The sequence below is a fragment of the Pseudovibrio ascidiaceicola genome (assembly GCF_900114245.1).
GTDB classification, from domain to species: domain Bacteria; phylum Pseudomonadota; class Alphaproteobacteria; order Rhizobiales; family Stappiaceae; genus Pseudovibrio; species Pseudovibrio ascidiaceicola.
Window position 1 is genome coordinate 289,249 of the sequence record NZ_FOSK01000001.1, and the last position, 23,249, is coordinate 312,497.

The 23,249-nt window shown below is 48.5% G+C and carries 25 protein-coding genes; 10 read left to right on the forward strand and 15 right to left on the reverse strand.

Features of this window, described 5'->3' with window-relative positions:
• Window positions 1-57: 57 nt before the first annotated feature.
• The 7 genes from BM231_RS01485 to hemE all read right to left on the reverse strand — a co-directional run bounded on the left by BM231_RS01485 (window position 58) and on the right by hemE (window position 5,533).
• The gene (locus BM231_RS01485) at window positions 58-648 is read right to left on the reverse strand and encodes a GNAT family N-acetyltransferase (RefSeq protein ID WP_093516208.1); all 591 of its coding nucleotides are present in this window, start codon (window positions 646-648) and stop codon (window positions 58-60) included.
• A complete protein-coding gene (locus BM231_RS01490) occupies window positions 641-1,231 on the reverse strand; it encodes a GNAT family N-acetyltransferase (protein ID WP_093516210.1) in 591 nt (196 codons plus the stop codon). Before BM231_RS01490 ends, BM231_RS01485 begins: the two co-directional genes overlap by 8 nt.
• Window positions 1,224-1,814: a GNAT family N-acetyltransferase gene (locus tag BM231_RS01495; RefSeq protein ID WP_208859981.1), complete on the reverse strand. Its 591-nt coding sequence runs from the start codon at window positions 1,812-1,814 to the stop codon at window positions 1,224-1,226. The genes BM231_RS01490 and BM231_RS01495 overlap by 8 nt, the downstream gene beginning before the upstream one ends.
• Window positions 1,795-2,385, reverse strand: coding sequence for a GNAT family N-acetyltransferase (locus tag BM231_RS01500; RefSeq protein WP_093516212.1), 591 nt, complete (start codon window positions 2,383-2,385; stop codon window positions 1,795-1,797). The genes BM231_RS01495 and BM231_RS01500 overlap by 20 nt, the downstream gene beginning before the upstream one ends.
• Before the next feature lie 124 nt (window positions 2,386-2,509).
• On the reverse strand, window positions 2,510-3,775 hold the full coding sequence (rho, locus tag BM231_RS01505; protein ID WP_057463213.1) for a transcription termination factor Rho: 1,266 nt from the start codon (window positions 3,773-3,775) through the stop codon (window positions 2,510-2,512).
• A gap of 268 nt (window positions 3,776-4,043) precedes the next feature.
• Window positions 4,044-4,472, reverse strand: a complete 429-nt coding sequence (gene hemJ, locus BM231_RS01510) for a protoporphyrinogen oxidase HemJ (RefSeq protein ID WP_093516214.1) — start codon at window positions 4,470-4,472, stop codon at window positions 4,044-4,046.
• A gap of 32 nt (window positions 4,473-4,504) precedes the next feature.
• Entirely contained in the window at window positions 4,505-5,533 is a 1,029-nt protein-coding gene (gene hemE, locus BM231_RS01515) for a uroporphyrinogen decarboxylase (protein ID WP_057463211.1), read from the reverse strand.
• A gap of 427 nt (window positions 5,534-5,960) precedes the next feature.
• Between hemE and BM231_RS01520 the strand changes: the two genes are divergently transcribed.
• The 5 genes from BM231_RS01520 to dnaQ all read left to right on the forward strand — a co-directional run bounded on the left by BM231_RS01520 (window position 5,961) and on the right by dnaQ (window position 9,607).
• Entirely contained in the window at window positions 5,961-6,809 is an 849-nt protein-coding gene (locus BM231_RS01520) for a pyruvate, water dikinase regulatory protein (RefSeq protein ID WP_082596851.1), read from the forward strand.
• Between the two features lie 61 nt (window positions 6,810-6,870).
• Window positions 6,871-7,467, forward strand: a complete 597-nt coding sequence (locus BM231_RS01525) for a Maf family protein (RefSeq protein WP_093516216.1) — start codon at window positions 6,871-6,873, stop codon at window positions 7,465-7,467.
• Window positions 7,464-8,297, forward strand: a complete 834-nt coding sequence (locus tag BM231_RS01530; protein ID WP_093516218.1) for a shikimate dehydrogenase — start codon at window positions 7,464-7,466, stop codon at window positions 8,295-8,297. Before BM231_RS01525 ends, BM231_RS01530 begins: the two co-directional genes overlap by 4 nt.
• Window positions 8,298-8,897 (forward strand): dephospho-CoA kinase, encoded by a 600-nt coding sequence (coaE, locus tag BM231_RS01535; protein ID WP_093516220.1) that lies wholly within the window; start codon window positions 8,298-8,300, stop codon window positions 8,895-8,897. It begins immediately after the preceding gene.
• 2 nt (window positions 8,898-8,899) lie between these two features.
• A complete protein-coding gene (gene dnaQ, locus BM231_RS01540) occupies window positions 8,900-9,607 on the forward strand; it encodes a DNA polymerase III subunit epsilon (RefSeq protein ID WP_093516222.1) in 708 nt (235 codons plus the stop codon).
• Window positions 9,608-9,655: 48 nt separating this feature from the next.
• Here dnaQ and BM231_RS01545 read toward each other — a convergent pair whose 3' ends face one another.
• On the reverse strand, window positions 9,656-10,642 hold the full coding sequence (locus BM231_RS01545; RefSeq protein WP_057463206.1) for a 2-hydroxyacid dehydrogenase: 987 nt from the start codon (window positions 10,640-10,642) through the stop codon (window positions 9,656-9,658).
• Window positions 10,643-10,891: 249 nt separating this feature from the next.
• On the opposite strand from BM231_RS01545, the gene BM231_RS01550 reads away from it, so the two are divergent.
• Window positions 10,892-11,440, forward strand: a complete 549-nt coding sequence (locus BM231_RS01550; RefSeq protein ID WP_093516224.1) for an SH3 domain-containing protein — start codon at window positions 10,892-10,894, stop codon at window positions 11,438-11,440.
• An 85-nt stretch (window positions 11,441-11,525) separates the two neighbouring features.
• On the opposite strand, the gene fabI is transcribed toward BM231_RS01550, so the two are convergent.
• The 3 genes from fabI to fabA all read right to left on the reverse strand — a co-directional run bounded on the left by fabI (window position 11,526) and on the right by fabA (window position 14,236).
• Window positions 11,526-12,353, reverse strand: coding sequence for an enoyl-ACP reductase FabI (gene fabI, locus BM231_RS01555; protein ID WP_063303881.1), 828 nt, complete (start codon window positions 12,351-12,353; stop codon window positions 11,526-11,528).
• A gap of 55 nt (window positions 12,354-12,408) precedes the next feature.
• Window positions 12,409-13,626, reverse strand: a complete 1,218-nt coding sequence (gene fabB / locus BM231_RS01560; protein WP_063286233.1) for a beta-ketoacyl-ACP synthase I — start codon at window positions 13,624-13,626, stop codon at window positions 12,409-12,411.
• Window positions 13,627-13,720: 94 nt separating this feature from the next.
• A complete protein-coding gene (gene fabA / locus BM231_RS01565) occupies window positions 13,721-14,236 on the reverse strand; it encodes a 3-hydroxyacyl-[acyl-carrier-protein] dehydratase FabA (protein ID WP_057463202.1) in 516 nt (171 codons plus the stop codon).
• Between the two features lie 373 nt (window positions 14,237-14,609).
• Here fabA and irrA point away from each other — a divergent pair, with 373 nt between their 5' ends.
• Window positions 14,610-15,041, forward strand: a complete 432-nt coding sequence (gene irrA, locus BM231_RS01570; RefSeq protein ID WP_057463201.1) for an iron response transcriptional regulator IrrA — start codon at window positions 14,610-14,612, stop codon at window positions 15,039-15,041.
• Window positions 15,042-15,056: 15 nt separating this feature from the next.
• Here the strand turns inward: irrA and nth are convergent, their stop codons facing one another.
• A complete protein-coding gene (gene nth, locus BM231_RS01575; RefSeq protein WP_057463200.1) occupies window positions 15,057-15,776 on the reverse strand; it encodes an endonuclease III in 720 nt (239 codons plus the stop codon).
• Between the two features lie 100 nt (window positions 15,777-15,876).
• Between nth and BM231_RS01580 the strand changes: the two genes are divergently transcribed.
• Window positions 15,877-16,386: a DUF2244 domain-containing protein gene (locus tag BM231_RS01580; protein WP_208859982.1), complete on the forward strand. Its 510-nt coding sequence runs from the start codon at window positions 15,877-15,879 to the stop codon at window positions 16,384-16,386.
• A gap of 106 nt (window positions 16,387-16,492) precedes the next feature.
• The gene (locus BM231_RS01585) at window positions 16,493-17,404 is read left to right on the forward strand and encodes a methylated-DNA--[protein]-cysteine S-methyltransferase (protein WP_093516226.1); all 912 of its coding nucleotides are present in this window, start codon (window positions 16,493-16,495) and stop codon (window positions 17,402-17,404) included.
• Window positions 17,405-17,485: 81 nt separating this feature from the next.
• On the opposite strand, the gene trpB is transcribed toward BM231_RS01585, so the two are convergent.
• Window positions 17,486-18,700, reverse strand: a complete 1,215-nt coding sequence (gene trpB / locus BM231_RS01590; protein ID WP_093516228.1) for a tryptophan synthase subunit beta — start codon at window positions 18,698-18,700, stop codon at window positions 17,486-17,488.
• Window positions 18,701-18,715: 15 nt separating this feature from the next.
• Window positions 18,716-19,432, reverse strand: a complete 717-nt coding sequence (locus tag BM231_RS01595) for a phosphoribosylanthranilate isomerase (protein ID WP_063294643.1) — start codon at window positions 19,430-19,432, stop codon at window positions 18,716-18,718.
• A gap of 41 nt (window positions 19,433-19,473) precedes the next feature.
• Here BM231_RS01595 and BM231_RS27110 point away from each other — a divergent pair, with 41 nt between their 5' ends.
• Window positions 19,474-19,821 carry an SH3 domain-containing protein gene (locus tag BM231_RS27110; RefSeq protein ID WP_208859984.1) on the forward strand — a complete coding sequence of 116 codons (348 nt, stop codon included), beginning with the start codon at window positions 19,474-19,476 and terminating at the stop codon, window positions 19,819-19,821.
• Between the two features lie 35 nt (window positions 19,822-19,856).
• On the opposite strand, the gene BM231_RS01605 is transcribed toward BM231_RS27110, so the two are convergent.
• The gene (locus BM231_RS01605) at window positions 19,857-23,075 is read right to left on the reverse strand and encodes a hypothetical protein (RefSeq protein WP_093516230.1); all 3,219 of its coding nucleotides are present in this window, start codon (window positions 23,073-23,075) and stop codon (window positions 19,857-19,859) included.
• Window positions 23,076-23,249: the final 174 nt, after the last annotated feature.

A 23,249-nucleotide genomic window follows, 5' to 3' on the forward strand; every position in this document is an offset into this window, starting at 1 on the left:
TTCACGTGAAACATTACATAATTCACAGATCACCCATGTTCGAGTATTCAATTAAGTTCAGCTCTTGGATACGCTTTCAAAACGATCCTTCGTCAAACGGTAAAGCACATGACGCACCAACGGGTGGTCATCCTCCAACATTTGATGATTGAAATCATCAGCTGAATTCCTCGTCATACCCAGCCGTTGCATGAGCTTTTGAGAACGTAAGTTCGTCTCCGTTGTGAAGCTCACAATCTCATCAATCTCAAGAGTTTCGAATCCGAATTCAAGCCAGATACGAGCTGATTCCTGCGCTATCCCCTTCCCCCAGGCATCCGGGATAAGCCGCCAACCAATCTCCACACACGGATCAAACGGGAGTGGTATTGGATAAGTCGGAATGTTCAAGCCACAAAAGCCAAGAAACCTTCCAGAAACCCGATCCTCAACAACTGGACATGCGAACCCCAACTCGTCCTGTTTAGCCATCAAACGCGCAAGCATGTGAGCACTCTCATCGTGAGACATCACATCCGGAAAAAACTCCATCACACGTGGATCCGCATTCATCTCAACTATGCCGTCCAGATCCCGCTCTTCCCACTTCCGCAATATAAGCCGCTCGGTTTCAATACGTGGGCACTTATCAATTAATGTCTCAACCATCTTCCCGTTCCAAATACTTCTCTTTAGAAAGGCGATACAAAACGTGTCGCCTCAATGGATGCCCCTCTTCAATCAAAGGATGATCAAAGTCCTCAGAAGCATCCCTCACCATTCCCAACTTCTGCATAACCTTCTCAGATCGCCGATTGACAGCAGAAGTGAAACTCACAACCTCATTTAAACAAAGAGTTTCGAATCCGAATCTAAGCCAGATACGCGAGGCTTCCTGAGCAATTCCCCTCCCCCACGCATCAGGTATCAACCACCACCCAATTTCCACACACGGATCGAAAGGAAGCGGTTCTGGATAGGTCGGTATACCCAACCCACAAAGCCCTAGAAACCTCCCTGAGGCCCGTTCCTCAACAACTGGAGTACCAAACCCATACTTCACCTGCTTCGCAATGAGCCGCTCAAACATCCGCTCACTGTCCTGCCGAGACATCACCGCCGGAAAGAACTCCATCACCAGTGGATCTGCGTTCATCTGAACAAGTCCCTCCAGATCCCGCTCTTCCCACTTCCGCAACACCAAGCGTTCAGTCTCAATACGCGGACATTTGTCGATGACATCTTCAATCATAGCCCTGCCCCAAATACCGTTGTCGTGTCATCTTGTAGAGCACTTGCCGTTTGAGCCTATGGCCATCCTCAAGCATAGGGTGCTCAAACTCTTCAACGCAAACCATACCCAGACGCTGCATCAATTTCTCTGAGCGAGAATTCTGCACGGGCGTAAAGCTGACGATCTCATTGAGTTGTAGAGTTTCGAGTCCGAATCTAAGCCACATTTGTGCAGCTTCCGTGGCAATTCCTTTTCCCCACTCACAGTGTAAGAGCCGCCAGCCGATCTCAACACAGGGCGCAAATGAAAGATGCTGCTGATACCCCGGAACCTTCAGCCCGCAATATCCAAGAAACCGCCCACTTCCCTTCTGAGTGATCACCGAAAAGCAAAAACCATACTGCTGCTGCGCATCCATATAACGCGCCAACATCTTCTCACTCTCAGCACGCGACAACACCGATGGATAAAACTCCATCACTTGCGGATCTGCATTCAGCTCCGCAAGTCCCTCCAGATCCCGCTCTTCCCATTTCCGCAGAACCAATCGTTCTGTCTCAATGCGTGGACACCGATCAATCTCAGTCACTGGTTTGCTCATGGAACTTATCTGCAGAGAGCCTATACAAAACATGCCGGCATAAGGGGTGATCTTGATCTACGTTTGGAAAATCGAAATCCTCAGCAGGATCGTGTGTCATGCCAAGCTTTTCCATCACTCTCCGGGACTTGTGATTTTGCACGACCGTGATGGCAACAATTTCGTCCAGTTGAAGTGTTTCGAATCCGAATCTAAGCCAGAACTTAGCCGCTTCGACAGCAATCCCCTTTCCCCATGTCTCTGGGGTAAGCCGCCAACCGATTTCAACGCATGGTTCACATGGCAAGGGCCCACTGTAGCCAGGAATGTTGAGCCCACAAAATCCAAGAAAAGCACCAGTCTCTTTGTCTTCCACCACAGGAAAGCAAAAGCCGTGCTTTTCCTCCTGTCTCATCATGATCTCAAGAAACTGTCTTGATTCATCTGGCGTATTCAGAGAGCGAAAAAACTCCATCACTCGCGGATCACCATTCATGCGGATGACACCATCCAGATCCCGCTCCTCCCACCTACGAAGAACAAGCCTCTCGGTTTCAACACGCGAGCATTTATCCAGCAGCACCTCTTCCATATTCCCCTCCCCTCATTTCGTAATCGAATCCAACTATTAAAAGCGCCAAAAATTGGCTTAAAAATAAAAAAGCCCCGCTCACCGAATTGGCGAGCGGGGCCGAAAAATTCGGTAGGCGATAAACCTATGTGTTCATAGAGTCGAAGAAGTCATCATTGGACTTGGTCTGACGCAGCTTGTCGAGCAGGAACTCAACAGCATCAACAGTACCCATCTGGCTGAGAATACGGCGCAGAACGAAAGTCTTCTTGAGCTTATCAGCTGGAACAAGAAGTTCTTCCTTACGAGTACCAGAGCGTTGAATATCAACAGCTGGGAATACGCGCTTATCAGAGATCTTACGATCAAGGATGATTTCGGAGTTACCAGTACCCTTGAATTCTTCGAAGATAACTTCATCCATACGGCTGCCGGTATCGATCAGCGCCGTTGCGATGATGGTCAAAGAACCACCCTCTTCAATGTTACGAGCAGCACCGAAGAAGCGCTTAGGGCGCTGGAGGGCGTTCGCATCAACACCACCTGTCAGAACCTTACCAGAGGAAGGAACAACGGTGTTATAAGCACGACCAAGGCGAGTAATGGAATCCAGAAGGATAACAACGTCACGACCATGTTCGGTCAAACGCTTTGCCTTCTCAATAACCATCTCAGCAACCTGAACGTGGCGAGTAGCTGGCTCATCAAAGGTTGAAGAAACAACCTCACCATCAACTGTACGTTGCATGTCCGTTACTTCTTCCGGACGCTCATCAATCAACAGAACGATGAGGTAACATTCAGGATGGTTGGTAGTAATCGATTTCGCAATATTCTGAAGGAATACTGTTTTACCTGTCCGAGGAGGCGCAGTGATCAAAGCACGCTGGCCTTTGCCGAGCGGAGCTACAAGATCAATAATGCGAGAAGAAATATCCTTGGAGGTAGAATTCTCGATTTCAAGATTGAAGCGCTCATCTGGATAAAGCGGAGTCAGGTTATCAAAGTGAACCTTGTGTCTCGCCTTTTCAGGGTCTTCAAAGTTGATTTTGTTGACTTTCAGAAGGGCGAAATAACGCTCACCTTCTTTAGGACTACGGATCTGGCCTTCAACAGTATCACCGGTGCGCAGAGAAAAGCGACGGATCTGTGAAGGTGAAACGTAAATATCGTCTGGGCCTGGCAAGTAGTTCGCATCAGGAGAGCGGAGGAATCCAAATCCATCTTGGAGGACCTCTACGACACCTTCGCCGATGATCTCAATATCTTGCTCTGCAAGTCTCTTCAAAATCGCAAACATAAGTTCCTGTTTGCGCATGGTGCTTGCATTTTCAACGTCATGTTCCTCAGCAAAAGCGAGGAGTTCAGTTGCGCTCTTAGTTTTCAGGTCTCTGAGTTTCATTTCCCGCATCAATAGGGATCGTCTTTACTATGGGTTCTGGACTTGACTTAGCTTTAGAAGGATCAAGAACTTTCGAACACAAAACGTTAGGGGGGAATAGTAGCTCATCTAGATACGAAATTTATCGACCTTTGAAAATCGCTAGGAGATCAGCGATCGCATAAGCTACATCGTGAAGTTGCGGGGACAATAACTAATCGAATTGAATTCGGCAAGTGCTTATTGCCCACTAATTCTCCTAAATTTTCCAATATTAAAATTCGAATGTTCGGATCACCTAGGGTTTAAAGATCACTAAGAACACAATTGCAACCATTAATAGTGTCGGCAGTTCATTAATAATTCTAAAGTAGCGCTCACTATTCTTATTTTGATCCTGCGCAAACTTGGTGACATGACGTGAAAGCATCACGTGATATATCGTCATCAGTATAACCAGTGAAAACTTCAGCATAAACCAAAGATCAAAATAAGCATCAAGCAGATAAACCAGCCACAAGCCAAAAATCCAGGTGGCCATCATGGATGGAGCCATAATCGCTTTAAGCAACCGGCGTTCCATGATCTTGAAGGTTTCGCTCTTATCAGAACCGACTTCAGCGGACGTATGATAAACGAAAAGGCGCGGCAAGTAGAACAATCCCGCCATCCAGGCAATCACAGAGATTATGTGGAGGGACTTCGCCCAGGAATATGCATCATCCATGATCCGCGCCTTATCTAATTCGCAGTGTCTGCTTACAGGCCTTTAACCCGCTTCACCATCTCAGCAACATGTTCTGGCGGAGTTTGTGGAACAACGCCATGACCAAGGTTAAAGATGTGCGGACCATTACCCAAAACTTCGAGTGCGTGATCTATTCCAGTTTCCAGCGCACGTCCACCAGCAACAAGGCGCATTGGATCCATATTGCCCTGTACAGGAACAATTTTCTGAATTTCCTGCGCAACTTCTGCCGGAACGGTCCAATCCAACCCGACTGCATCAACACCAGTGGCTTCAACATAGCGCTTCAAGCGAGCAGCTGATGCTTTCGGGAAGCCAATGATCTTTGCATTAGGTCGCTGTGCTTTGACGCCATCAACGATCTTACGTGTTGGGCCAACGGACCACTGCTCAAAACCGATGTCATCCAGAACACCTGCCCATGTGTCAAAGATCTGCAGCGCATCTGCGCCACCATCAAACTGAGCCACAAGGTACGTGATGGAAGCTTCAACCAACTGGTCAATGAAAGCAGTCAGAAGCTCAGGATCCTGATAGGAGCCGATACGAGCGGCAAACTGGTCCTGAGTGGTATGACCAGCCACAGAATAGCAAGCAACCGTCCACGGAGCTCCGCAGAAGCCTAGAAGGGTGGTTTCAGTCGGTAACTCCGCTCTCAAACGCTCGACTGTGGCAATAACAGGAGCCAAATGCTCCATCGTCCTAGCTTGATCAAGCTTATCAACGAGTTCTGTCGAAAGTGGTTCGAGAACTGGTCCTCGACCCTCCTCAAAATTTACAGGGTAGCCAAGCGCATCTGGAACAACGAAGATGTCAGAAAATAGGATGGCAGCATCAAAGCCATACCGGCGAATGGGTTGGAGAGTAACTTCTGTTGCAAGATCGGTATTGTAGCAGAAGTCGAGAAAATTCGGTGCTTGAGCTCGTACAGCTCTGTACTCAGGCAAATACCGTCCTGCCTGGCGCATCATCCAGATTGGTGGGCGCTCAAGTTTCTCGCCTGCCAAAACGCGCATTACCGCTCTTTCATGAGATTCCATAAATCGCCTCTTTTTCCCAAGCCTGCTTAAATAGAATCTTCTTATTTGGAAGTTTCTATTTCTATTAGTGAGTGAATAGCAGGGATCAATTTAATTCCACAATTCCTAACTGAGAAAACCCTAATAGGAAAAGTCACAGATCAAAAACAAGCAAGACTCTCAACAGGAGTCGAAAACAAATTGTTTTTTCTAAAGATTCAATAGGTTACAATCTGGAAAATAACCACAGATCACAGTTTATCCCGTATGCTGTGCTGTGAATCTTTTGCGTGGGCAATGTGCAATCCCGTTTATCCAAGTCGTTTCGAAATCAGTATTCTCAAAATATGGAATTGTTGACGGATTAGGGTCAGCGGGCATTAATTTGAAAGCACAGTGAGATTTGGCTAGTTTTCCCAAGTCTCTTAGGAATGTTGAGGATGATACCTTGGGTAACCACTCTAACTACTTCCATTTACACATGGTTTCGGACTCAACGGGCGAAACTTTGATGACAATTGTGCGTGCTGCGACCGCGCAATATGAGAATATTCAGCCCATCGAGCATGTTTACCCGCTGATCCGGCATGACAAGCAATTGAGTAGAGTCCTCGAAGAGATTGAATCTGCACCAGGAATTGTTCTCTACACCCTTGTGGAACAATCCTATGCCCGCCGTCTGGAGCGCAAATGTCAGGATTTAGGCCTGCCATGCGTCAATGTTCTCAAACCCGTCTATCAGGTCTTCCATAGCTATCTGAACGTCACAGAAACGTGGCGTGTGGGCGGACAGCACGTGATGGATGAGGAATACTTCCAGCGCATGGAAGCCATGAACTACACGATGCTGCACGATGATGGTCAAATCGCTGGGGCTTTGGATGAAGCAGACGTTATTCTTGTCGGTATCAGCCGAACCTCTAAGACACCAACCTCTATCTATCTGGCAAATAGAGGTATTAAGGCGGCTAACATCCCGCTTATTCCCAATATGCGCCCTCCCCGTCAGCTCCTGAAAGCCAAAAGACCTCTGGTGGTTGGCCTGATGGCTACAGCCGAGCGTATTCGGGATATCCGCCAGAACCGCATTTTGTCGTTGGATGCCAAAACAGACAACGACACTTACGTTGATCGCAAATCGATTGCTCAGGAGATTGCGATGTCGAAACGGTTGTGTGCTGAAAATGGTTGGCCGCTCATCGATGTAACGCGCCGCTCTATCGAAGAAACGGCAGCGGAGATCATGGATTTGCTCCGAAAGCATAAAAATGAGCAAAAAGAGACAGAAGAATATTGAGAAGCATTACGCTTTATCCCAATAAACAGCACAAGAAATCCTCAGATTGAGAAAGCAGAGTATGACTCGACTGATATTAGCGAGCGGAAGTAAAATTCGCGCGACTCTCTTAGAAAATGCAGGCCTAATTTTTGATCGTATTCCGGCAAATGTTGATGAGCGACAGATAGAAGAGCCTTTGCTTTCCACTGGTGTGGATCCAGAAGTGATTGCAGCTAAATTATCCATTGCGAAAGCGAAAGAAGTTTCTGCCCGAAATCATGGTGCTTACGTAGTCGGTGCTGACCAGATCCTGGCCTTTGAAGGAAAGCGCCTCGTTAAGCCCGAAGACCTGAACGCAGCCCGCGAGCAACTAATGAGCTTTTCCGGCAAAAGTCATGCCCTTCATTCTGCGGCATGTGTCGTCAAAGATGGCGAAGTTGTCTGGGAAGGCATTTCGACGGCCATTCTTAATGTGCGTGAGTTATCAGAAGATTTTCTGGATTGGTACATTGAGAGAACCGGATCCGAAATACTCTCCAGTGTCGGTGCGTATCAGTTGGAAGCCGAAGGCGTGCAGCTCTTTGATAAGATTGAGGGCGATTATTTCACAGTGCTGGGCCTTCCTCTCCTTAGCCTCCTCTCTTTCCTTCGTGAGATTGAGGTTTTGAAGAAATGAGGAACGCAGCTGTCACAGGTCATCCGATCGGCCACTCAAAATCCCCTCTGATCCATGGTTACTGGTTAAAACAGCATGGCATTGAGGGCAGCTACATTGCACAGGATGTGCCTCCTGAGACTGCTGAAAGCTTTTACAGCGCATTGGCTGAGCATGGATTTGTTGGCTGCAACGTGACAATTCCAAACAAAGAGCACGCGTATAATTCCGCCGAGAAGTTGGATGATGCAGCCAAAATGATTGGTGCTGTGAACACGCTTTGGTTGGATGACGCAGGTGTTCTGAATGGTTCAAACACCGACGGACTTGGCTTTCTGGGAAATCTCGATCAGATGCTGCCGAACTGGGATAACAACGGGAATAAGGCCGTTGTTCTGGGGGCTGGTGGTGCCTCTCGGGCGATTATCTGGGCGTTGCTCTCCAGAGGATACACAGAAGTGTATATTTCCAATAGAACACTAGAAAAAGCGCAGAATCTTGCAGATCATTTTGGCCCAAATACTATCGCAATTAAGTGGGATAGATTGGGGGAAAAGTTTGGAGAAGCGGATTTTCTAGTTAATACGACCTCACTTGGTATGACTGGACAACCAGAATTAAATATTGATCTTGATAACCTGTCGAAATCGGCAGTTGTGACGGATATAGTTTACTCTCCGTTACAAACCAAGCTGCTTCGTGATGCTGAGCAGCGCGGTAATGCGACAGTGGATGGTCTGGGAATGCTTCTTCATCAAGCTGTACCGGGTTTTGAAAAATGGTTTGGAGTTCGCCCGGAAGTCACCGACGAGCTTCGTGAGATGATCCTAAGAGAAATGGGACTTACCTGAATGGTTATTCTCGGTCTGACTGGCTCTATTGGAATGGGGAAATCAACCACCTCAAAGCTCTTCGCAGAGGCTGGAGCCGCTGTTTATGATGCTGATGCTGCGGTTCATGCACTTTACACTGGCAAAGCGGTTGAGCCTGTTGGCAGCGCCTTTCCCGGTACTGCTAAAGATGGTCGGATTGACCGCGAAGCCCTCGGAAAAATCGTCCTCCACGACAAAGCAAAGATGATGCTTCTGGAAAGCCTCATCCACCCACTTGTTCAGGAAGTTGAAACGGAGTTTCTTCAGCAAGCCAAATTAGACCGTCGTAAGGTCGTTGTGCTCGACGTTCCTCTTCTCTTCGAGGTTGGCAAGCACAAGGCCGTTGATGCGGTCGTCGTAGTTTCTGCACCATATGATGTGCAGCGTCAGCGTGTTCTTGAAAGACCAGGCATGACAGAAGAGAAATTTGAGGCTATCTACGCAAAACAGTTAAACGATGCAGAAAAACGCAAAAAAGCGCATTTTATTGTCGACACTGGCCGAGGCGTTGAGCCGGCCCGTCGTGCAGTGGGTGCCATCATGCGCGCTGTGTCTTCTATCGCTTCTAGAACGGTGTAATTATGCGCGAAATCTCCTTCGATACTGAAACCACAGGCCTGAATCCGCTTGATGGGGATAGGCTGGTTGAAATCGGCGGAGTGGAGCTCATAAATTTCATTCCAACGGGCAGAACTTGTCACCTCTATGTGAATCCGCAAAGGGATATGCCAGAAGAAGCCTTCCGCATTCACGGCCTTTCCGCTGAGTTCCTCTCCGACAAACCGCTGTTTGTCGATGTAGCTGACGAATTTCTTGATTTTGTTGGAGATTCACGCCTGGTTATTCACAACGCTCCATTCGATATGGGCTTCATTAACATGGAGCTTGGGCGTTGTAATAAACCGAAAATCCCAAATACGCAGGTGCTGGATACTCTAAAGCTTGCGCGCAGAAAGTTCCCGACCGGATCAGTATCGCTGGATGCTTTGTGTTCTCGCTACAGCGTGGATAACACAAAGCGCGTATACCACGGCGCGCTGCTCGATGCGGAGTTGCTGGCCGAAGTTTATCTGGAGATGAACGGCGGTAAGCAGAAAAATCTTGGCCTGGTACCAGACGATGAAGCGATCGACCTGGATAAACTCAGTGATGAGCCCAAAAAGCGCGTCGCAGCGATGCAACGCCCAACCCCTCTCTCCCCTTCCCTGTCAGAGGAAGAAATTGAGGCACACGCCAAGTTCCTTGCTGGAATGAAATCTGACCCTGCCTGGAATAAGTATCTGAAGTAGGTTCCAAATAAAAAGCGCTCCAGATTTCTGAAGCGCTTCAAACTGTTATCAGAGCATAGATGGCAAAACGCGATCCGGTGGACGGTGTCCGTCCATAAAGGCTTTGATATTGATTATGACCTTCTCACCCATATCAATACGCCCTTCGATTGTTGCTGAACCCATATGCGGCAACACAACCACCTTGTCGGATGCCACAAGCTTCGGGTTGATCGCAGGCTCATGCTCAAACACATCAAGCGCTGCACCTGCAAGCTCACCTGACTCAATCTGACGGATCAGCGCGTTTTCATCCACAATCTCACCACGAGCGGTGTTTACGATGTACGCATCAGGCTTCATCAGCTTCAAACGGCGTGCGGAAAGCAGGTGGTAGGTACCCGGCGTATGCGGACAATGGATGGAGACGACATCCATGCGCGCAAGCATCTGATCCAGGCTCTCCCAGAAAGTAGCTTCCAGCTGCTCTTCAAGCTCCAGAGGCTCGCGAATTCGATTGTGGTAATGGATAGACATACCAAACGCTTTTGCGCGTCTGGCGACCGCCTGACCGATCCGGCCCATACCGATAATACCCAAGCGCTTGCCCCAGATACGACGACCAAGCATCCAGGTAGGAGACCAACCGTCCCATTCCTTGTTCTCAATCTTCTTCATGCCTTCAGAAAGACGACGCGGAACAGCCAGAATGAGCGCCATGGTCATGTCTGCAGTGTCTTCAGTCATCACACCAGCAGTATTGGTAACTGCAATACCGCGATTGTTGGCAGAGATAACGTCGATATTGTCGACGCCGTTACCGAAGTTGGCGATCATTTTCAGATTAGGGCCAGCCTGAGCCAAAACCGAAGCATCAATGCGGTCTGTAACAGTGGGGACAAGAACATCAGCAATTTTGACGGCTTCCACAAGCTCTGCCTGAGTGAACGGCTTGTCTTGCTCATTCAACCGTGTGTCGAAAAGCTCGCGCATGCGTGTTTCAACAACATCCGGCAGTTTCCGCGTCACAACCACAATAGGCTTCTTTTTTGGCATCGTCCCCGCCTTCTGTCAAAAATTCGAAGTTTTTTAACCCTGCCCTAATCACCATATGAGTCAATGACTCAAAGGTCTTACAGGCTGTCAAAGTTTCATTACCAAATGTTCCGGTGAAAACAAGACTTGTCAAACACGTCTACATCTAATAGCAGCCACTATCGGAAATCGCGAGATCTAAGGTATGATACTTGTGTCTCGATTTTAGTGAAAATTACGGATTAGCCTACGGGAAGTTTTGGTATCACTATGAAAAATAAAAGCTTTCGTACTCTTAGTGCCCTTGCAGCTGCTTTTCTATTATTCCTTTTTGTTTCCCCATTCGTAATCACCGCTCAGGCCCAATCTGCGGGTTCTGGTGTATCAGGTCTCCCAGTTCCACGTTTTGTCAGCCTTAAATCTGATAGAGTGAACGTTCGCAAAGGTCCAAGCAGAAACCACGACATTGGTTGGACTTTCGTTCGCAGCAGGCTGCCGGTTGAAGTCATTCAGGAATATGACGACTGGCGCCGCATTCGCGATTGGGAAGGCAAAGACGGCTGGGTTTTCAAAACCTTGCTGACTGGCTACCGCTCTGCACTGGTAACGCCTTGGCTGGAAAATACCGTTGAAACCACTCCTCTTCGTAAGCGACCCGGCCCGAATGAAGAGATCGTCGCGTTTCTTGAGCCTTTGGTCCTTGCTGGTGTTGTTGAGTGCACAGATGGCTACTGCCGAGTTTCTGGCAAAGATTTTGAAGGCTGGATTGATCAGAGCAGATTGTTTGGTGTTTATAAGAACGAGACAATCAACAACTGACCTCGGCACTAATAACAGATCAAAGAAAAAGCCTCTGAGGAAACTTGGAGGCTTTTTGTTTTTCACCTGAACAATCAAAAGAAACTTAAACAGTTTCCTTTGCGCGCATCAGCTTGTCGGCAGTCTTCAATTCTTTCATGCGAGGCATGGAAACGATGTTGTAACCAGAATCCACAAAGTGAACTTCACCAGTCACCCCACCAGACAGTTCTGACAGAAGGTAGAGACCAGAACCGCCAAGCTGTTCGGTTGTGACAGTCTGTTTCAGAGGAGAATTTGCCTGCTGGAAATTGAACATCAACCGGGCATCTGAGATGCCTGCGCCAGCAAGTGTGCGAACTGGCCCTGCAGATATTGCATTCACGCGGATGCCCTGCTCGCCAAAGTCCATAGCCAGATAACGTACAGATGCTTCCAATGCGGCCTTGGCAACGCCCATAACGTTATAGTTTGGCATCACGCTTGTCGCGCCGCCATACGTCAACGTAAGGATGGAGCCGCCGTTCGGCATCAAATCAGCCGCTCGCTTTGCAATCTCTGTGAAGGAGAAACAGGAGATCTGCATGGTGCGGGCAAAATTATCGCGGGTAGTGTCTGCATAACGGCCACGCAGCTCAGATTTGTCTGAAAACGCGATCGCGTGCACGAGGAAATCGATGGAGCCCCATTTTTCCTGGAGCTGAGAGAAAACTTTGTCCACGCTATCAATGTCTTCCACATCGCATGGAAGAAGCATGTCGCAGCCAACACTGTCTGCCAGTGGTTTTACGCGTCGGGCGAAGGCGTCACCTTGATAGGTAAACGCCATTTCTGCACCCTGTTCAGCAAGAGTTTTGGCTATGCTCCAGGCAATGCTGTGGTCATTGGCAACGCCCATAATCAGACCACGCTTGCCTTGCATAAGCTTGCTCATAGAAAACTCCTTTAATCAAAAGCTAAAGGAGCTGAGCAAGCTCAGGACCTCAAACTCAGTCTTTGTATCGCTTAAACACGACGGTCGCGTTGGTGCCGCCAAATCCAAAGCCGTTTGAAAGAACGCAATTCAATTCTGCATTATCTACGCGTTCTCTTACGATTGGCATATCCTCAAAATCCGGATCTAATTCTTCAATATGAGCAGAAGCCGCAATGAAATTGCCTTCCATCATAAGCAAAGAGTAGATCGCTTCATGAACGCCGGCAGCACCCAAGGAGTGACCAGAAAGCGCTTTAGTCGCAGAAATTGGCGGAACCTTGTCGCCGAACACGGCGCGGATCGCTTCAATTTCTTTGATGTCACCAACAGGTGTAGAGGTTGCATGTGGATTGATGTAGTCAATGTCACAATCAACGTCTTTAAGCGCAATCTTCATGCAGCGTGCTGCGCCTTCACCACTTGGTGCAACCATGTCGTGACCATCAGAAGTCTGACCGTAACCCACGATTTCTGCGTAGATTTTTGCGCCACGTGCTTTTGCATGCTCAAGTTCTTCAAGAACCAGCACGCCGCCACCGCCAGCAATAACAAAGCCATCACGGTTCTTGTCATAAGGACGAGAAGCCGTAGAAGGAGTGTCATTGTACTTGGAAGACATTGCGCCCATAGCATCAAACAGGTTGGAGAGTGTCCAGTCCAGTTCTTCGCCACCGCCCGCAAATACCACGTCTTGTTTACCCCATTGGATTAGCTCATAGGCATTACCAATACAGATATTGGTTGTCGCACAAGCTGCGGAAATGGAGTAGTTGACGCCGTGAATTTTAAATGGTGTTGCAAGCGTTGCTGAGTTCGTAGAGCTCATAGCTTTCGGAACAGCGGTCGGCCCGATGCGGCGTGGGCCTTTTTCACGAGTGATATCCGCAGCTTCAACGATTGCTTTGGTGGATGGTCCACCAGAACCCATGATCAGGCCTGTGCGGTCATTGGTAACCAGGTCTTCGGAAAGACCGGCATCTTCAATGGCCTGCTCCATGGCAATATAGTTCCATGCAGCACCTTCACCCATAAAGCGAGAAGTCCGACGGCCAAGTTTTTCCAATGGATCCAGGGTAGGTGCGCCATGAACCTGACAACGGAAGCCGAGCTTCTCGTAGTCTTCAGCTGCAACAATACCGGATTTACCTTCGTAAAGGCTTGCTTTCACTTCCTCAGCATTGTTGCCAAGAGGTGAAACAATACCCATACCAGTAACAACCACACGCCTCATCTAAGGTCTCCCGTGGGTTAAGTGGTCCGTTCGGACCAAATTCCAAAAAAGGGTTCATCATTCCACATGACAAACCCTCGCATAATTTGATTACTTATTTTGCTTCGTCTTGAAACAGACCAACACGCAGGTCTTTCGCAACAAAAATAGTCTCGCCGTCAGCTTTTACCCAGCCATCAGCAATTGCCAGTTTCAGGCGGGAGCGCATAACGCGCTTCATATCAACACCGAATTCCAGCATTTTTACGTCAGGAGTAACCTGACCTGTGAACTTAACTTCACCGGTAGAAAGTGCACGACCACGACCAGGCTCACCCAGCCAGCCAAGATAGAAGCCAGTCATCTGCCACAGAGCGTCCAAACCAAGACAGCCAGGCATAACAGGATCGCCCTGGAAGTGACATTCGAAGAACCAGAGATCTGGATTAATGTCGAATTCAGAACGAATTACGCCTTTGCCGTACTCGCCGCCTTCCTCAGAAATTTCGGTGACGCGATCAAACATCAGCATAGGAGGAAGTGGCAGCTGTGCATTGCCTTGGCCAAACAGCTCACCGCGACCACAGGCCAGCAGAGCTTCTTTATCGTAGCTTGAACGCTTCTCGTGCATTCTATTCCCGCATAATTTGTCGTTTGTTTGAGGCCAGAAAAACGTAGGGTTCACCTTACCTAAACGTAACGATGGTTCTAAGTATTAACTGTTCGGGCCTTCCTAGCACACGAGCCCGAATATCGAAAGAGCGATGTATGTGAGTTTGCGTGTGCTCAATGTACGCAGTTGTGTTAAACTTATACTATTCTTATTATTGTTATAAGCAGTCCGGTTAATCCTGCTTGGTTTTAGCTTGATGTATCAAGGGTTATGCTCCCTTATATTGAGAGTGCTTGGGTGCAGGTCAATAGGTTGCTTTTAATCTAATGCTGGTAGAATTGGTGCGTAGGTGTTAAAACCTCAGCACCCTAAAGAACTAAAGTAGGAAAAAATGAGCTCGCAGATTGCTAACGAACATCAAGATGTAACAGGGATGCTAAGAGACGCAGGTCTGCGCCCTACACGTCAGCGCGTGGCACTGGCTGAGCTTCTTTATTCTCAGGGTAATCGCCACATCTCGGCGGAAGTCCTTCACGAAGAAGCTATCCTTGCGAATGTGCCCGTCTCTCTGGCGACAGTTTACAACACACTTCATCAGTTCACTGAAGTTGGTTTGCTGCGTGAAGTTGCGGTTGAAGGAACAAAGACTTACTTCGACACCAACACCTCCGAGCATCACCATTTCTTCTTGGAAGATGAGAACCGTGTAATCGATATTCCAGACAGTGGCCTGACATTGGACAACTTGCCAGTCCCACCTGAAGGAATGGAGATCTCCCGCGTTGAAGTGGTTGTTCGTCTCCGTAAAAAGCAGATGCACTAAGAGCATCTGCTTTATTCAGGCAGCATCCTTTAAGATTTTCTCTTTGCTTTTGCAAAGATCATAGATAATGCAGCGATCGCATGCTGGCTTGCGCGCCTTACAGATGTAACGGCCGTGCAGGATAAGCCAGTGGTGCGCATGCTGCATGAAGTCTTGCGGAATTATCTTTTCCAGCTTTAGCTCTACATCCAGCGGTGTTTTGCCAGGAGCAAGACCTAGTCTGTTCGCAATTCGGAAAAGATGCGTATCAACGGCAATCGTTGGCTGTCCAAAAGCAATATTCAGCACAACATTTGCGGTTTTCCGTCCAACGCCCGGCAAAGCTTCCAGTTCCTCGCGGGTTTGCGGAACCTGCCCTCCATGATGCTCAATCAGCATTTGTGAAAGCAAAAACGTGTTCTTTGCTTTGTTCTTATAGAGCCCGATTGTGCGGATCTCTTCCCGGATCTTATCTTCTCCAAGAGCAACCATCTTCTCAGGCGTGTCCGCAATCTGGAAGAGATGTTTCGTCGCTTTGTTCACCCCGGCATCAGTCGCTTGAGCGGAAAGCACAACAGCGACCAGCAATGTGAACTCATTGGAATGATTAAGTTCCCCTTCCGGTTCTGGATTGTCTTTTTCAAATGCCGCAAAGATTTCGTAGATCTCGGCTTTAGAATACCTTGATCTGGAAACTGGCTTTTTGCGTGTACTGGAAGAAGATGCAACCTTCTTTGTTTTGGTAGCGTCAACCATAGGACTCTCGAAGGAAATAAGTGACTTTGCGTAGGCTCTGAAAGCTCTATACTCTTAAGCGATAAAGAGTAGCAATGAAACAGAGTGCGAAATAGCACCAATGCCCCATGATCTTCAAAAGCGGGAGCCTTATCCCCCTTTCTTTCAGGCTGTTCTAACCCCGCATCGCTCACTGTCTCGCCGAGGCGTGAACATCGTTCTTTGGTGCGCTGGCTTGATTGCTGGCTTCTATTCGCTCGTGCTTGTTTTGATGGGATTATGGCCTGCGCCGATCCTCCTGTCTTTGCCTGTTTTGTTCCTTTGGCTTGCGTTCAGGCACAACTTCGCCACGGCTGAAACCTACGAGGAAGTCAGCGTTTCCCCGCTTGAAGTCAGATTGAAGCATGTCACGTACAAAGGTGAAGTGCAGGAGTACGTGCTCAATCCGTTTCACATGAAACTCCATATCGAGCGGGATGAAGATGTTGGAGTTACCCGCATTTTGGTGCGTTCCGATCAGCTTTTCCTCATTGTTGGAGCGTTTCTGAACCCGGATGACCGGACCAGTTTTGCTACTGCGTTTTCCCGGGCAATCCACTCAGCGCGTAATCGTGGGTTTGATCACGCTTGAGCCTGAAATACCCGTTCCTATATACTCGCGTTTCGGGTGGCTCTAAGGCTGAGGATCATCTAGATTTCACCTAATGAGAAATGAAACCTAAGAGCCGTGAACCAAGATGTTTAATGCAGCCAATCTCGCAAATGGAACGTTTGTAGAAGACAGTTCTGCTCTTGAGGACTATCGCGTCGTCCAGAAAACCCTCCAAGGCATCTCCGAGAATTGGAGGGAACAGCCCTCCCTTGAAGAACTAGCCTACAGTGTTGGCCTTCAGCCAATTCAGCTTCAGCGGGTGTTCTCAAGATGGGCAGGCATAACTCCTAAACAGTTCCTGCAAGCCATCACCATCGATCACGCCCGCGCTCTTTTACAAGATTCCGCCAGCATTCTGGAAGCCTCGCTCGAAGTTGGCCTGTCAGGACCCGCACGTTTGCACGATTTGTTCGTGACACATGAGGCGATGACACCCGGTGATTATAAGCGCCGTGGAGCCGGCGTGAAGATAAGTTGGGGCTTTCACCCCTGCCCGTTTGGGATCGTGCTGCTAATGGTCACTGATCGCGGCTTAGCAGGGCTTGCATTTGCCGATACTGGCGAAGAAGCTAAAGCTCTTGCTGATATGAGCGAACGTTGGCCAGCTGCCGAATTTGAAGAGAACCAGCAGCTCACCGCTCCTTACGTCTCCCGCATCTTTGAGCCGAACAAGTGGAAGGAAGATCAACCGCTTCGTGTCGTCTTCATCGGAACAGACTTTGAAATCCGTGTCTGGCAAACGCTTCTGAAAATCCCTTTAGGCAAGGCTACCACATATTCAGAGATCGCGAATAACCTCGGCAATCCCAAAGCCTCTCGTGCTGTCGGAACAGCCGTTGGAAAGAATCCGCTGTCTTTCGTCGTTCCGTGTCACCGTGTCCTCGGGGCCAAGGGCAACATGTGTGGTTACCATTGGGGCATCACTCGTAAGCGTGCCATTTTAGGCTGGGAAGCTGGTGTTTCCGGCGTTCTGGATGGCATTGCTGCCACAGGATAATCGTTTCAGTTCCGATTCAATGCCGAGCAACGAAAAAAGGCGAGCGCCAGGCTCGCCTTTTTCATTTGAAAATCAAATGACTTACAGGTCAAATCCAAGGATCTTGCCAACGGTAAAGACGTCTTTATCACCACGACCGCAAAGGTTCATGACGATGACTTGGTCTTTATCCATCTTCGGCGCCATCTTAATAACCTGCGCAAGCGCATGGCTTGGCTCCAGAGCTGGAATGATGCCTTCAACACGGGTCAGCATCTGGAATGCATCCAAAGCTTCCTTATCGGTTGCAGGCACGTAGTTCACACGGCCCGTATCCTTCAGCCAGGAGTGCTCTGGGCCAATACCAGGATAGTCCAGACCAGCAGAAACGGAATGTCCTTCAAGGATCTGTCCGTCATCATCCTGCAGCAGATAAGTGCGGTTGCCATGCAAAACACCCGGCTTACCTGCATTGAGTGACGCGCAATGCTCTTCACCCTGAAGGCCTTTACCACCAGCTTCAACGCCGTAAATCTCAACGGATGGATCGTCAAGGAACGGGTGGAACAGGCCAATCGCATTGGAGCCACCACCAACAGCAGCAACGAGAGCATCTGGCAGCTTGCCTTCGGCTTTCATCAGCTGTTCTTTGGTCTCTTCCCCAATCACAGACTGGAAATCACGAACCATCTCTGGGTATGGATGCGGGCCAGCAGCTGTACCTATCAGGTAATACGTGTCTTCCACGTTGGTCACCCAATCACGCAGCGCTTCATTCATCGCATCTTTAAGAGTACCAGCACCCGCTGTAACGGGAACAATTTCAGCACCCAGCAGTTTCATGCGGAACACGTTCGGCTTCTGACGCTCAACGTCGGTCGCACCCATGTAAACAACGCATGGCAAACCAAAGCGAGCACAAACTGTTGCTGTCGCAACACCATGCTGACCAGCGCCGGTTTCTGCAATGATGCGGGTTTTACCCATGCGCTTGGCAAGTAGGATCTGACCAATACAGTTATTGATCTTGTGAGATCCGGTGTGGTTCAGCTCATCACGCTTAAAGTAAACCTTCGCACCGCCCAGTTCTTCAGTCAGCCGTTCAGCGAAATAAAGTGCAGATGGGCGACCAGTGTAGTGGGTGTTCAGGCTCTCAATTTCAGCAGCATAAGCAGGATCAGCCTTGGCGTCACTGTAAGCCTTTTCCAAATCAAGGATCAAAGGCATGAGCGTTTCAGCAACGAAACGACCCCCAAAATCACCAAAGTGGCCGCGATCATCCGGACCGGAACGCAATGTGTTGGCTTGCTGGTTCATTAACTCTTCCCAAATTCACTCGGCAACGCTGCGCACTTCATGCACAAAAGCCTCAATCAACTCGATGTCTTTAACGCCCTTCTCGCGTTCGACGCCGGAGGAAACATCGACATCGCTCACTCCAGAGATAGCCAAAGCTTCGCGGACGTTTTCAGGGCTTAAGCCGCCAGAAAGCATGATAGGCTTTCCAAGTTCTAGGCCTTGTAGCAGTTTCCAGTCGAAGCTGACACCATTTCCTCCCGGAATATCGGAATTTTTTGGTGGCTTTGCATCAAGAAGAAATCGATCTACATGCGGAACATAGGGCGCAAGTGCCTCCACGTCTTCTGCAGATGAAATCCCGCAGGCTTTCATGACAGGCAGACCAAAAATCTCCCGAATTTCGGCACAGCGCTCAGGGCTTTCACTCCCGTGCAGCTGCAAAACATCTGGTGCGATGGTGTCGACAATTTCCTTCAGACCTGCATCATCCATATTCACAGTAAGCGCAACAATCTGCGTTTTGCCGCGCACATGGTCTGCCAGCTCTTTGGCTTTAGCCATCGGAACATAACGCGGACTTTTCGGAAAAAAGACAAATCCGATCATATCGACTTGTTCTTTCGTAACCGCGTCCGCAGTTTCCTTTGTAGAGATGCCGCAGATTTTTATCATAGCGGAAGAGACCATATTTGCACCGTGTTCAAGCAATACCAGAATGACCGTTAGACCAAAATTATCGGGGTTTGTCACCCTGTTCTGGTCATTTATGGAACCTGAACTGGACGGGACCAATGAGAATATCTGGAGTTTATCGCGGTCATCTGGTGACCCTTGGTATATGTGGAGCACTCGTTGCTTTTGCAAGCAGCTCCCCAGCACAGACAGTTTACCAGCACCAGCCACAAGTGCCTATCGGGTTTGATCAGGCATGCGCTGGCACGTATGCAGTTAAGCCATTGAAGTCAGGCGTGCTTAACCTCCGTACCGGCCCCGGAACCAATTACAACGTCATCGGCCGCCTCATCCCCAATCAGGCAATCAACATCGCCGACTGCAAAGGCAACTGGCTAGGTATCCGCGACGCTCAAACCTCAGAACAAATCGGCTGGGTCCACAAAGGCTACATGCGTCGCGTCTAACCCACGAACGGGCACCTCCCTGTCAGCTTCTCAACTCACCTCCTCGGTTGAGAAGCTCCCTTGGTGGCATCAGCGTTCACATCCCCGTCAAAGTGCAGAATAGCAAGGGCTTCGTTTTTGTGTTGAAGCGCCTTCTCTCTGAAGTACTGCTCCAGATCAATCCGCTGTGCAGCCGCTTTCTGACTGTCTACCTCAAACCAATCACCCTCTGCGTTCTTCCGGAGGGCGATGAAGTGCGCGCCTGCTCCAACAACCAAACGATCTACATCAGCATCGCTTGTGATCTCTTTGACCTTGTCGACGTTCTTCTGCAGGTCAGCTGGCGTTTTGGGCTTATCCAAAAAAGTGTCTTTCAGATCTGGAAGGCCAAGCTCTTTCTGTTTCGCTTTCATGATCGCAACAGCAGAATGAGGGTCTGAGCCACGCTCTCTGATGTAGTCAGCTGGTGATACGCCGCCTAAGAGTTGAGAAAACTGCTTCTTCGCAGCCTTGCGATAGAAATCTTCAGGGTCTTTTGCCTTCTCTCGGAGCATGTCGTCCATTTTCAGGCCAGGATAGAAGTTCTTCAGCTCACTGAAGAGTTGCCTGTCAGTCTGAGCCTTAAAACCTTCGACACTGGTTGCCAACAAACCATCCTCCATATCTTGAGGGGTAATGGCCCCAAAACCAAGACAAGCGTTGATGGAGTGCTTCAGACAGAACATTCCATCTTGTTGCTCACAGTAGAAATCAGGGTTAGGACCGTTCGGTGTCGCTCTTGAATCGACGTTGTTCCGAATACCTTTAGCTCTATGTTTGTATCGAATCTCATCTTTCTTGAGATGATGAGGTGTTGGAGCAGGAGCACTCAGTGATTTGTTATAATAGTTTTGTGCCTGCATGTATGCGTCGTTGAGAAGTGGCAGTAATGCTTCGGCTTTGGCAACCCGGTTTGGGTCTTTTGATGCAAGCGTGAGATTAATTTCTCTTATTTTATCAGTTATTTGTCCAAGGTAAGTCCCAAGCTGCGTTTGCTGTTGGGGATTTTTCAGGTCTGTTTTGTTTTTCCTCAAAAAGGCTGCCTTTGCAGCGACTGCTTTTGCCTTAGCGCGGCATTCATTAGCACTTGCTCGAAGAGACTCTTCTAGCTGTTGCGCTGCCATCGCTCCTTGGTAGATGTCTTGAGCTTGTAGGATGAAGCCATCCAATCTCGGCATTAATTGCGCAGTTCGCTGAATTCGATCTTCGTGACTGGTCGCCAGGATGCCTCCGATTTCAGTGATCAGCCCACCGATTTGCGTTAGCAAGGCAGCATACCTTTGTTGTTTGCCTGGATCTAAGATTTGTGGCTGTTGAGCCTCCAGCTTCTTCGCTGTGCGTTGTGCAGTGTTAAGCGCTGTGCGATATGCGCCAGCTTGCTGCCGTTCTTCAGCGATGCGTTGTTCGTCCCGTTGTTGAGTGGAACGGAGAGAATTCATGGAATTTGCTTCATCGATACATGCTTGTAGGTTACTTGCCATCCCCTCAAGCTGGACCAGTTCCGCCCGTGCATCACTGACTTTGTCTCTCTGAATCAAATCAGAAATCATGCTGTCCATCTGATCAGCAAGAAGTTTGTAGGTAGCAAAATCTTCCTGCTGTTTTTGATCTTGAATAATAGCTTCCTGGGCGAGCAGATTTTTTATACGAGTCATAATGGCTTGATGCTCAGCTTTAACCTGTTCGGCAGGTGATTTTGTTGGCTTGGCCTGCGACTGCGATGTTCCGGATTGATCACCGCCGCTATTGGCAGCTTGTGTAGATTCCAGCAAAAACTCCATTGAAGTGATTGCAGATGTACAAGTTTGCAGCTTTCCTTTTGCTTCCTGAATTTTTTCGCTCGCTACGTACTGTAAGCCTTCTGAGATATAAGATTGGGCCGCTTCTGCGAAGGCCGTGAACTGTTTAGATATTTGAGGATCAGTGAGTGCACCTTTGTTTTTGATGACTCTGTTGAGCTCTGTTTGTGCAGCCTGAAAATCTCCGTGGCACTCATCCAGTTCTTGCTGAAGGGTATTGCCTGCTTGTTGCTGTCCCGCATCACCAGGGTCAGAGGGAAAAGTATCAAAGGATTTTGAGACGCATAGTTCTATTTGCCGTAGCTCATCCCTCAACGTGGCAATATTACTCTTCACTTTATCTTCTGCGGCCCTGCCATCGCCCTCTATGAGAACTTCGGTATCTGCTACAAGGTTGATCGCTGTCTGGTAATGTTTTTCAAAATCCCTTTTGGCGGCTTTGTCTGGAATAGAGTTGATCTGCTGATAATTGAGCTGGAGATCTATCTTATACCCCTTCAACTCGCGGGCATATTTAGGGTCCATCGGAGTCCAGGTGTTGGTACCTGTCGCATATTCCATTTGCTCGACAAGGTGATCAATTGATGCCAGAACAGGCCGCGCTTCTTTGAGCTCGTCTTTCTTGAGCATACCTTCAGCAGTTTTAATCTGTGTCTTAGCCTGCTTGTGCTGGTCTTCAAATTCTTTCTTGGCCTGCTTGTCGGTGATTGTTTTCCGAAGTTTGTAGGCGCTCGCCATACGACTCTTCGCGTCACTCAACGCAGTCTTTGCGTTATCCAGGTCCGTGGTTTGTTTTCTGACAAGAGCTACCAGCCCTTCCAGTCCTTTCAGATTGGATTCTGTCTGGAATATTAGATCATCGGCCTGCTTAAGATTGCCAGTGAGAATATGTTTGGCGGTCTCTCCAATGTTCCATTCAGCCTGCTTATAAATATCATTGAAGTACTGCTGTTGTTCTGGATTATGGATCTCTTTTTTCAAAGACCCATAGAAAGCCAAACGACTTGCATTCTCTTCAAGTTCCTTTTGCCGCTTGGCAGCTGATAGATCCTGTTTAGCTGCTCCATTCGCTGCACCACCGCTCTCACGGGTGAATAAGTTGCCCATCGCATCAAGAATTGCCGCAACATCATCCAAGGCTTCGTTTGCATCAGCAATATTGGGAACCTTCAGATAATTATCCGCTAGAGTGAGATAATCTTGGCAATTTTTATAAAGCGGCACAAATGTATCAATTTGTGCCTGAGTTTTAAGGTTCTTCTTCTCTGTCGCGTATTTCTTGAGAGCTTTTTTGTAGTTGGAACTCTTTTGCTTGCAGTGAGCTGCAACCTTGGCAGGGGTTGGGTCGCCATCATATGCATTAAACGGCCACGAGTATTGTTTGTAAATTTTCTGTGCCCATTGGTGTTCAGCAACTTCAAGCTTACCCTTAGCCATAGATCGACTCCCAACTTCAGCCTTTTGCTAAGGCTATCAATGTTGGGGCCAACAATATCTATAAATACGGACCCAATTCGCATGCATTTAGGTGGCAAGGTGAAGAGAGGTTTGAAGCCGTACAGTGTTTTTTGAGAGATCTGTAATTAATAAAATTTCATCTAGCTAGAAGTG

What these genes read in the sequence shown, in the direction of transcription:
- trpB (WP_093516228.1), bottom strand. Translation starts at nt 18,700, where the DNA reads ATGAACCAGCAAGCCAACACATTGCGTTCCGGTCCGGATGATCGCGGC.
- BM231_RS01605 (WP_093516230.1), bottom strand. Translation starts at nt 23,075, where the DNA reads ATGGCTAAGGGTAAGCTTGAAGTTGCTGAACACCAATGGGCACAGAAA.
- dnaQ (WP_093516222.1), top strand. Translation starts at nt 8,900, where the DNA reads ATGCGCGAAATCTCCTTCGATACTGAAACCACAGGCCTGAATCCGCTT.
- BM231_RS01500 (WP_093516212.1), bottom strand. Translation starts at nt 2,385, where the DNA reads ATGGAAGAGGTGCTGCTGGATAAATGCTCGCGTGTTGAAACCGAGAGG.
- fabI (WP_063303881.1), bottom strand. Translation starts at nt 12,353, where the DNA reads ATGAGCAAGCTTATGCAAGGCAAGCGTGGTCTGATTATGGGCGTTGCC.
- coaE (WP_093516220.1), top strand. Translation starts at nt 8,298, where the DNA reads ATGGTTATTCTCGGTCTGACTGGCTCTATTGGAATGGGGAAATCAACC.
- nth (WP_057463200.1), bottom strand. Translation starts at nt 15,776, where the DNA reads ATGGTTGACGCTACCAAAACAAAGAAGGTTGCATCTTCTTCCAGTACA.
- BM231_RS01585 (WP_093516226.1), top strand. Translation starts at nt 16,493, where the DNA reads ATGTTTAATGCAGCCAATCTCGCAAATGGAACGTTTGTAGAAGACAGT.
- BM231_RS01550 (WP_093516224.1), top strand. Translation starts at nt 10,892, where the DNA reads ATGAAAAATAAAAGCTTTCGTACTCTTAGTGCCCTTGCAGCTGCTTTT.
- BM231_RS01580 (WP_208859982.1), top strand. Translation starts at nt 15,877, where the DNA reads ATGCCCCATGATCTTCAAAAGCGGGAGCCTTATCCCCCTTTCTTTCAG.
- fabB (WP_063286233.1), bottom strand. Translation starts at nt 13,626, where the DNA reads ATGAGGCGTGTGGTTGTTACTGGTATGGGTATTGTTTCACCTCTTGGC.
- BM231_RS27110 (WP_208859984.1), top strand. Translation starts at nt 19,474, where the DNA reads ATGAGAATATCTGGAGTTTATCGCGGTCATCTGGTGACCCTTGGTATA.
- BM231_RS01485 (WP_093516208.1), bottom strand. Translation starts at nt 648, where the DNA reads ATGGTTGAGACATTAATTGATAAGTGCCCACGTATTGAAACCGAGCGG.
- BM231_RS01525 (WP_093516216.1), top strand. Translation starts at nt 6,871, where the DNA reads ATGACTCGACTGATATTAGCGAGCGGAAGTAAAATTCGCGCGACTCTC.
- BM231_RS01545 (WP_057463206.1), bottom strand. Translation starts at nt 10,642, where the DNA reads ATGCCAAAAAAGAAGCCTATTGTGGTTGTGACGCGGAAACTGCCGGAT.
- irrA (WP_057463201.1), top strand. Translation starts at nt 14,610, where the DNA reads ATGAGCTCGCAGATTGCTAACGAACATCAAGATGTAACAGGGATGCTA.
- BM231_RS01530 (WP_093516218.1), top strand. Translation starts at nt 7,464, where the DNA reads ATGAGGAACGCAGCTGTCACAGGTCATCCGATCGGCCACTCAAAATCC.
- BM231_RS01495 (WP_208859981.1), bottom strand. Translation starts at nt 1,814, where the DNA reads ATGAGCAAACCAGTGACTGAGATTGATCGGTGTCCACGCATTGAGACA.
- BM231_RS01490 (WP_093516210.1), bottom strand. Translation starts at nt 1,231, where the DNA reads ATGATTGAAGATGTCATCGACAAATGTCCGCGTATTGAGACTGAACGC.
- hemE (WP_057463211.1), bottom strand. Translation starts at nt 5,533, where the DNA reads ATGGAATCTCATGAAAGAGCGGTAATGCGCGTTTTGGCAGGCGAGAAA.
- fabA (WP_057463202.1), bottom strand. Translation starts at nt 14,236, where the DNA reads ATGCACGAGAAGCGTTCAAGCTACGATAAAGAAGCTCTGCTGGCCTGT.
- rho (WP_057463213.1), bottom strand. Translation starts at nt 3,775, where the DNA reads ATGCGGGAAATGAAACTCAGAGACCTGAAAACTAAGAGCGCAACTGAA.
- hemJ (WP_093516214.1), bottom strand. Translation starts at nt 4,472, where the DNA reads ATGGATGATGCATATTCCTGGGCGAAGTCCCTCCACATAATCTCTGTG.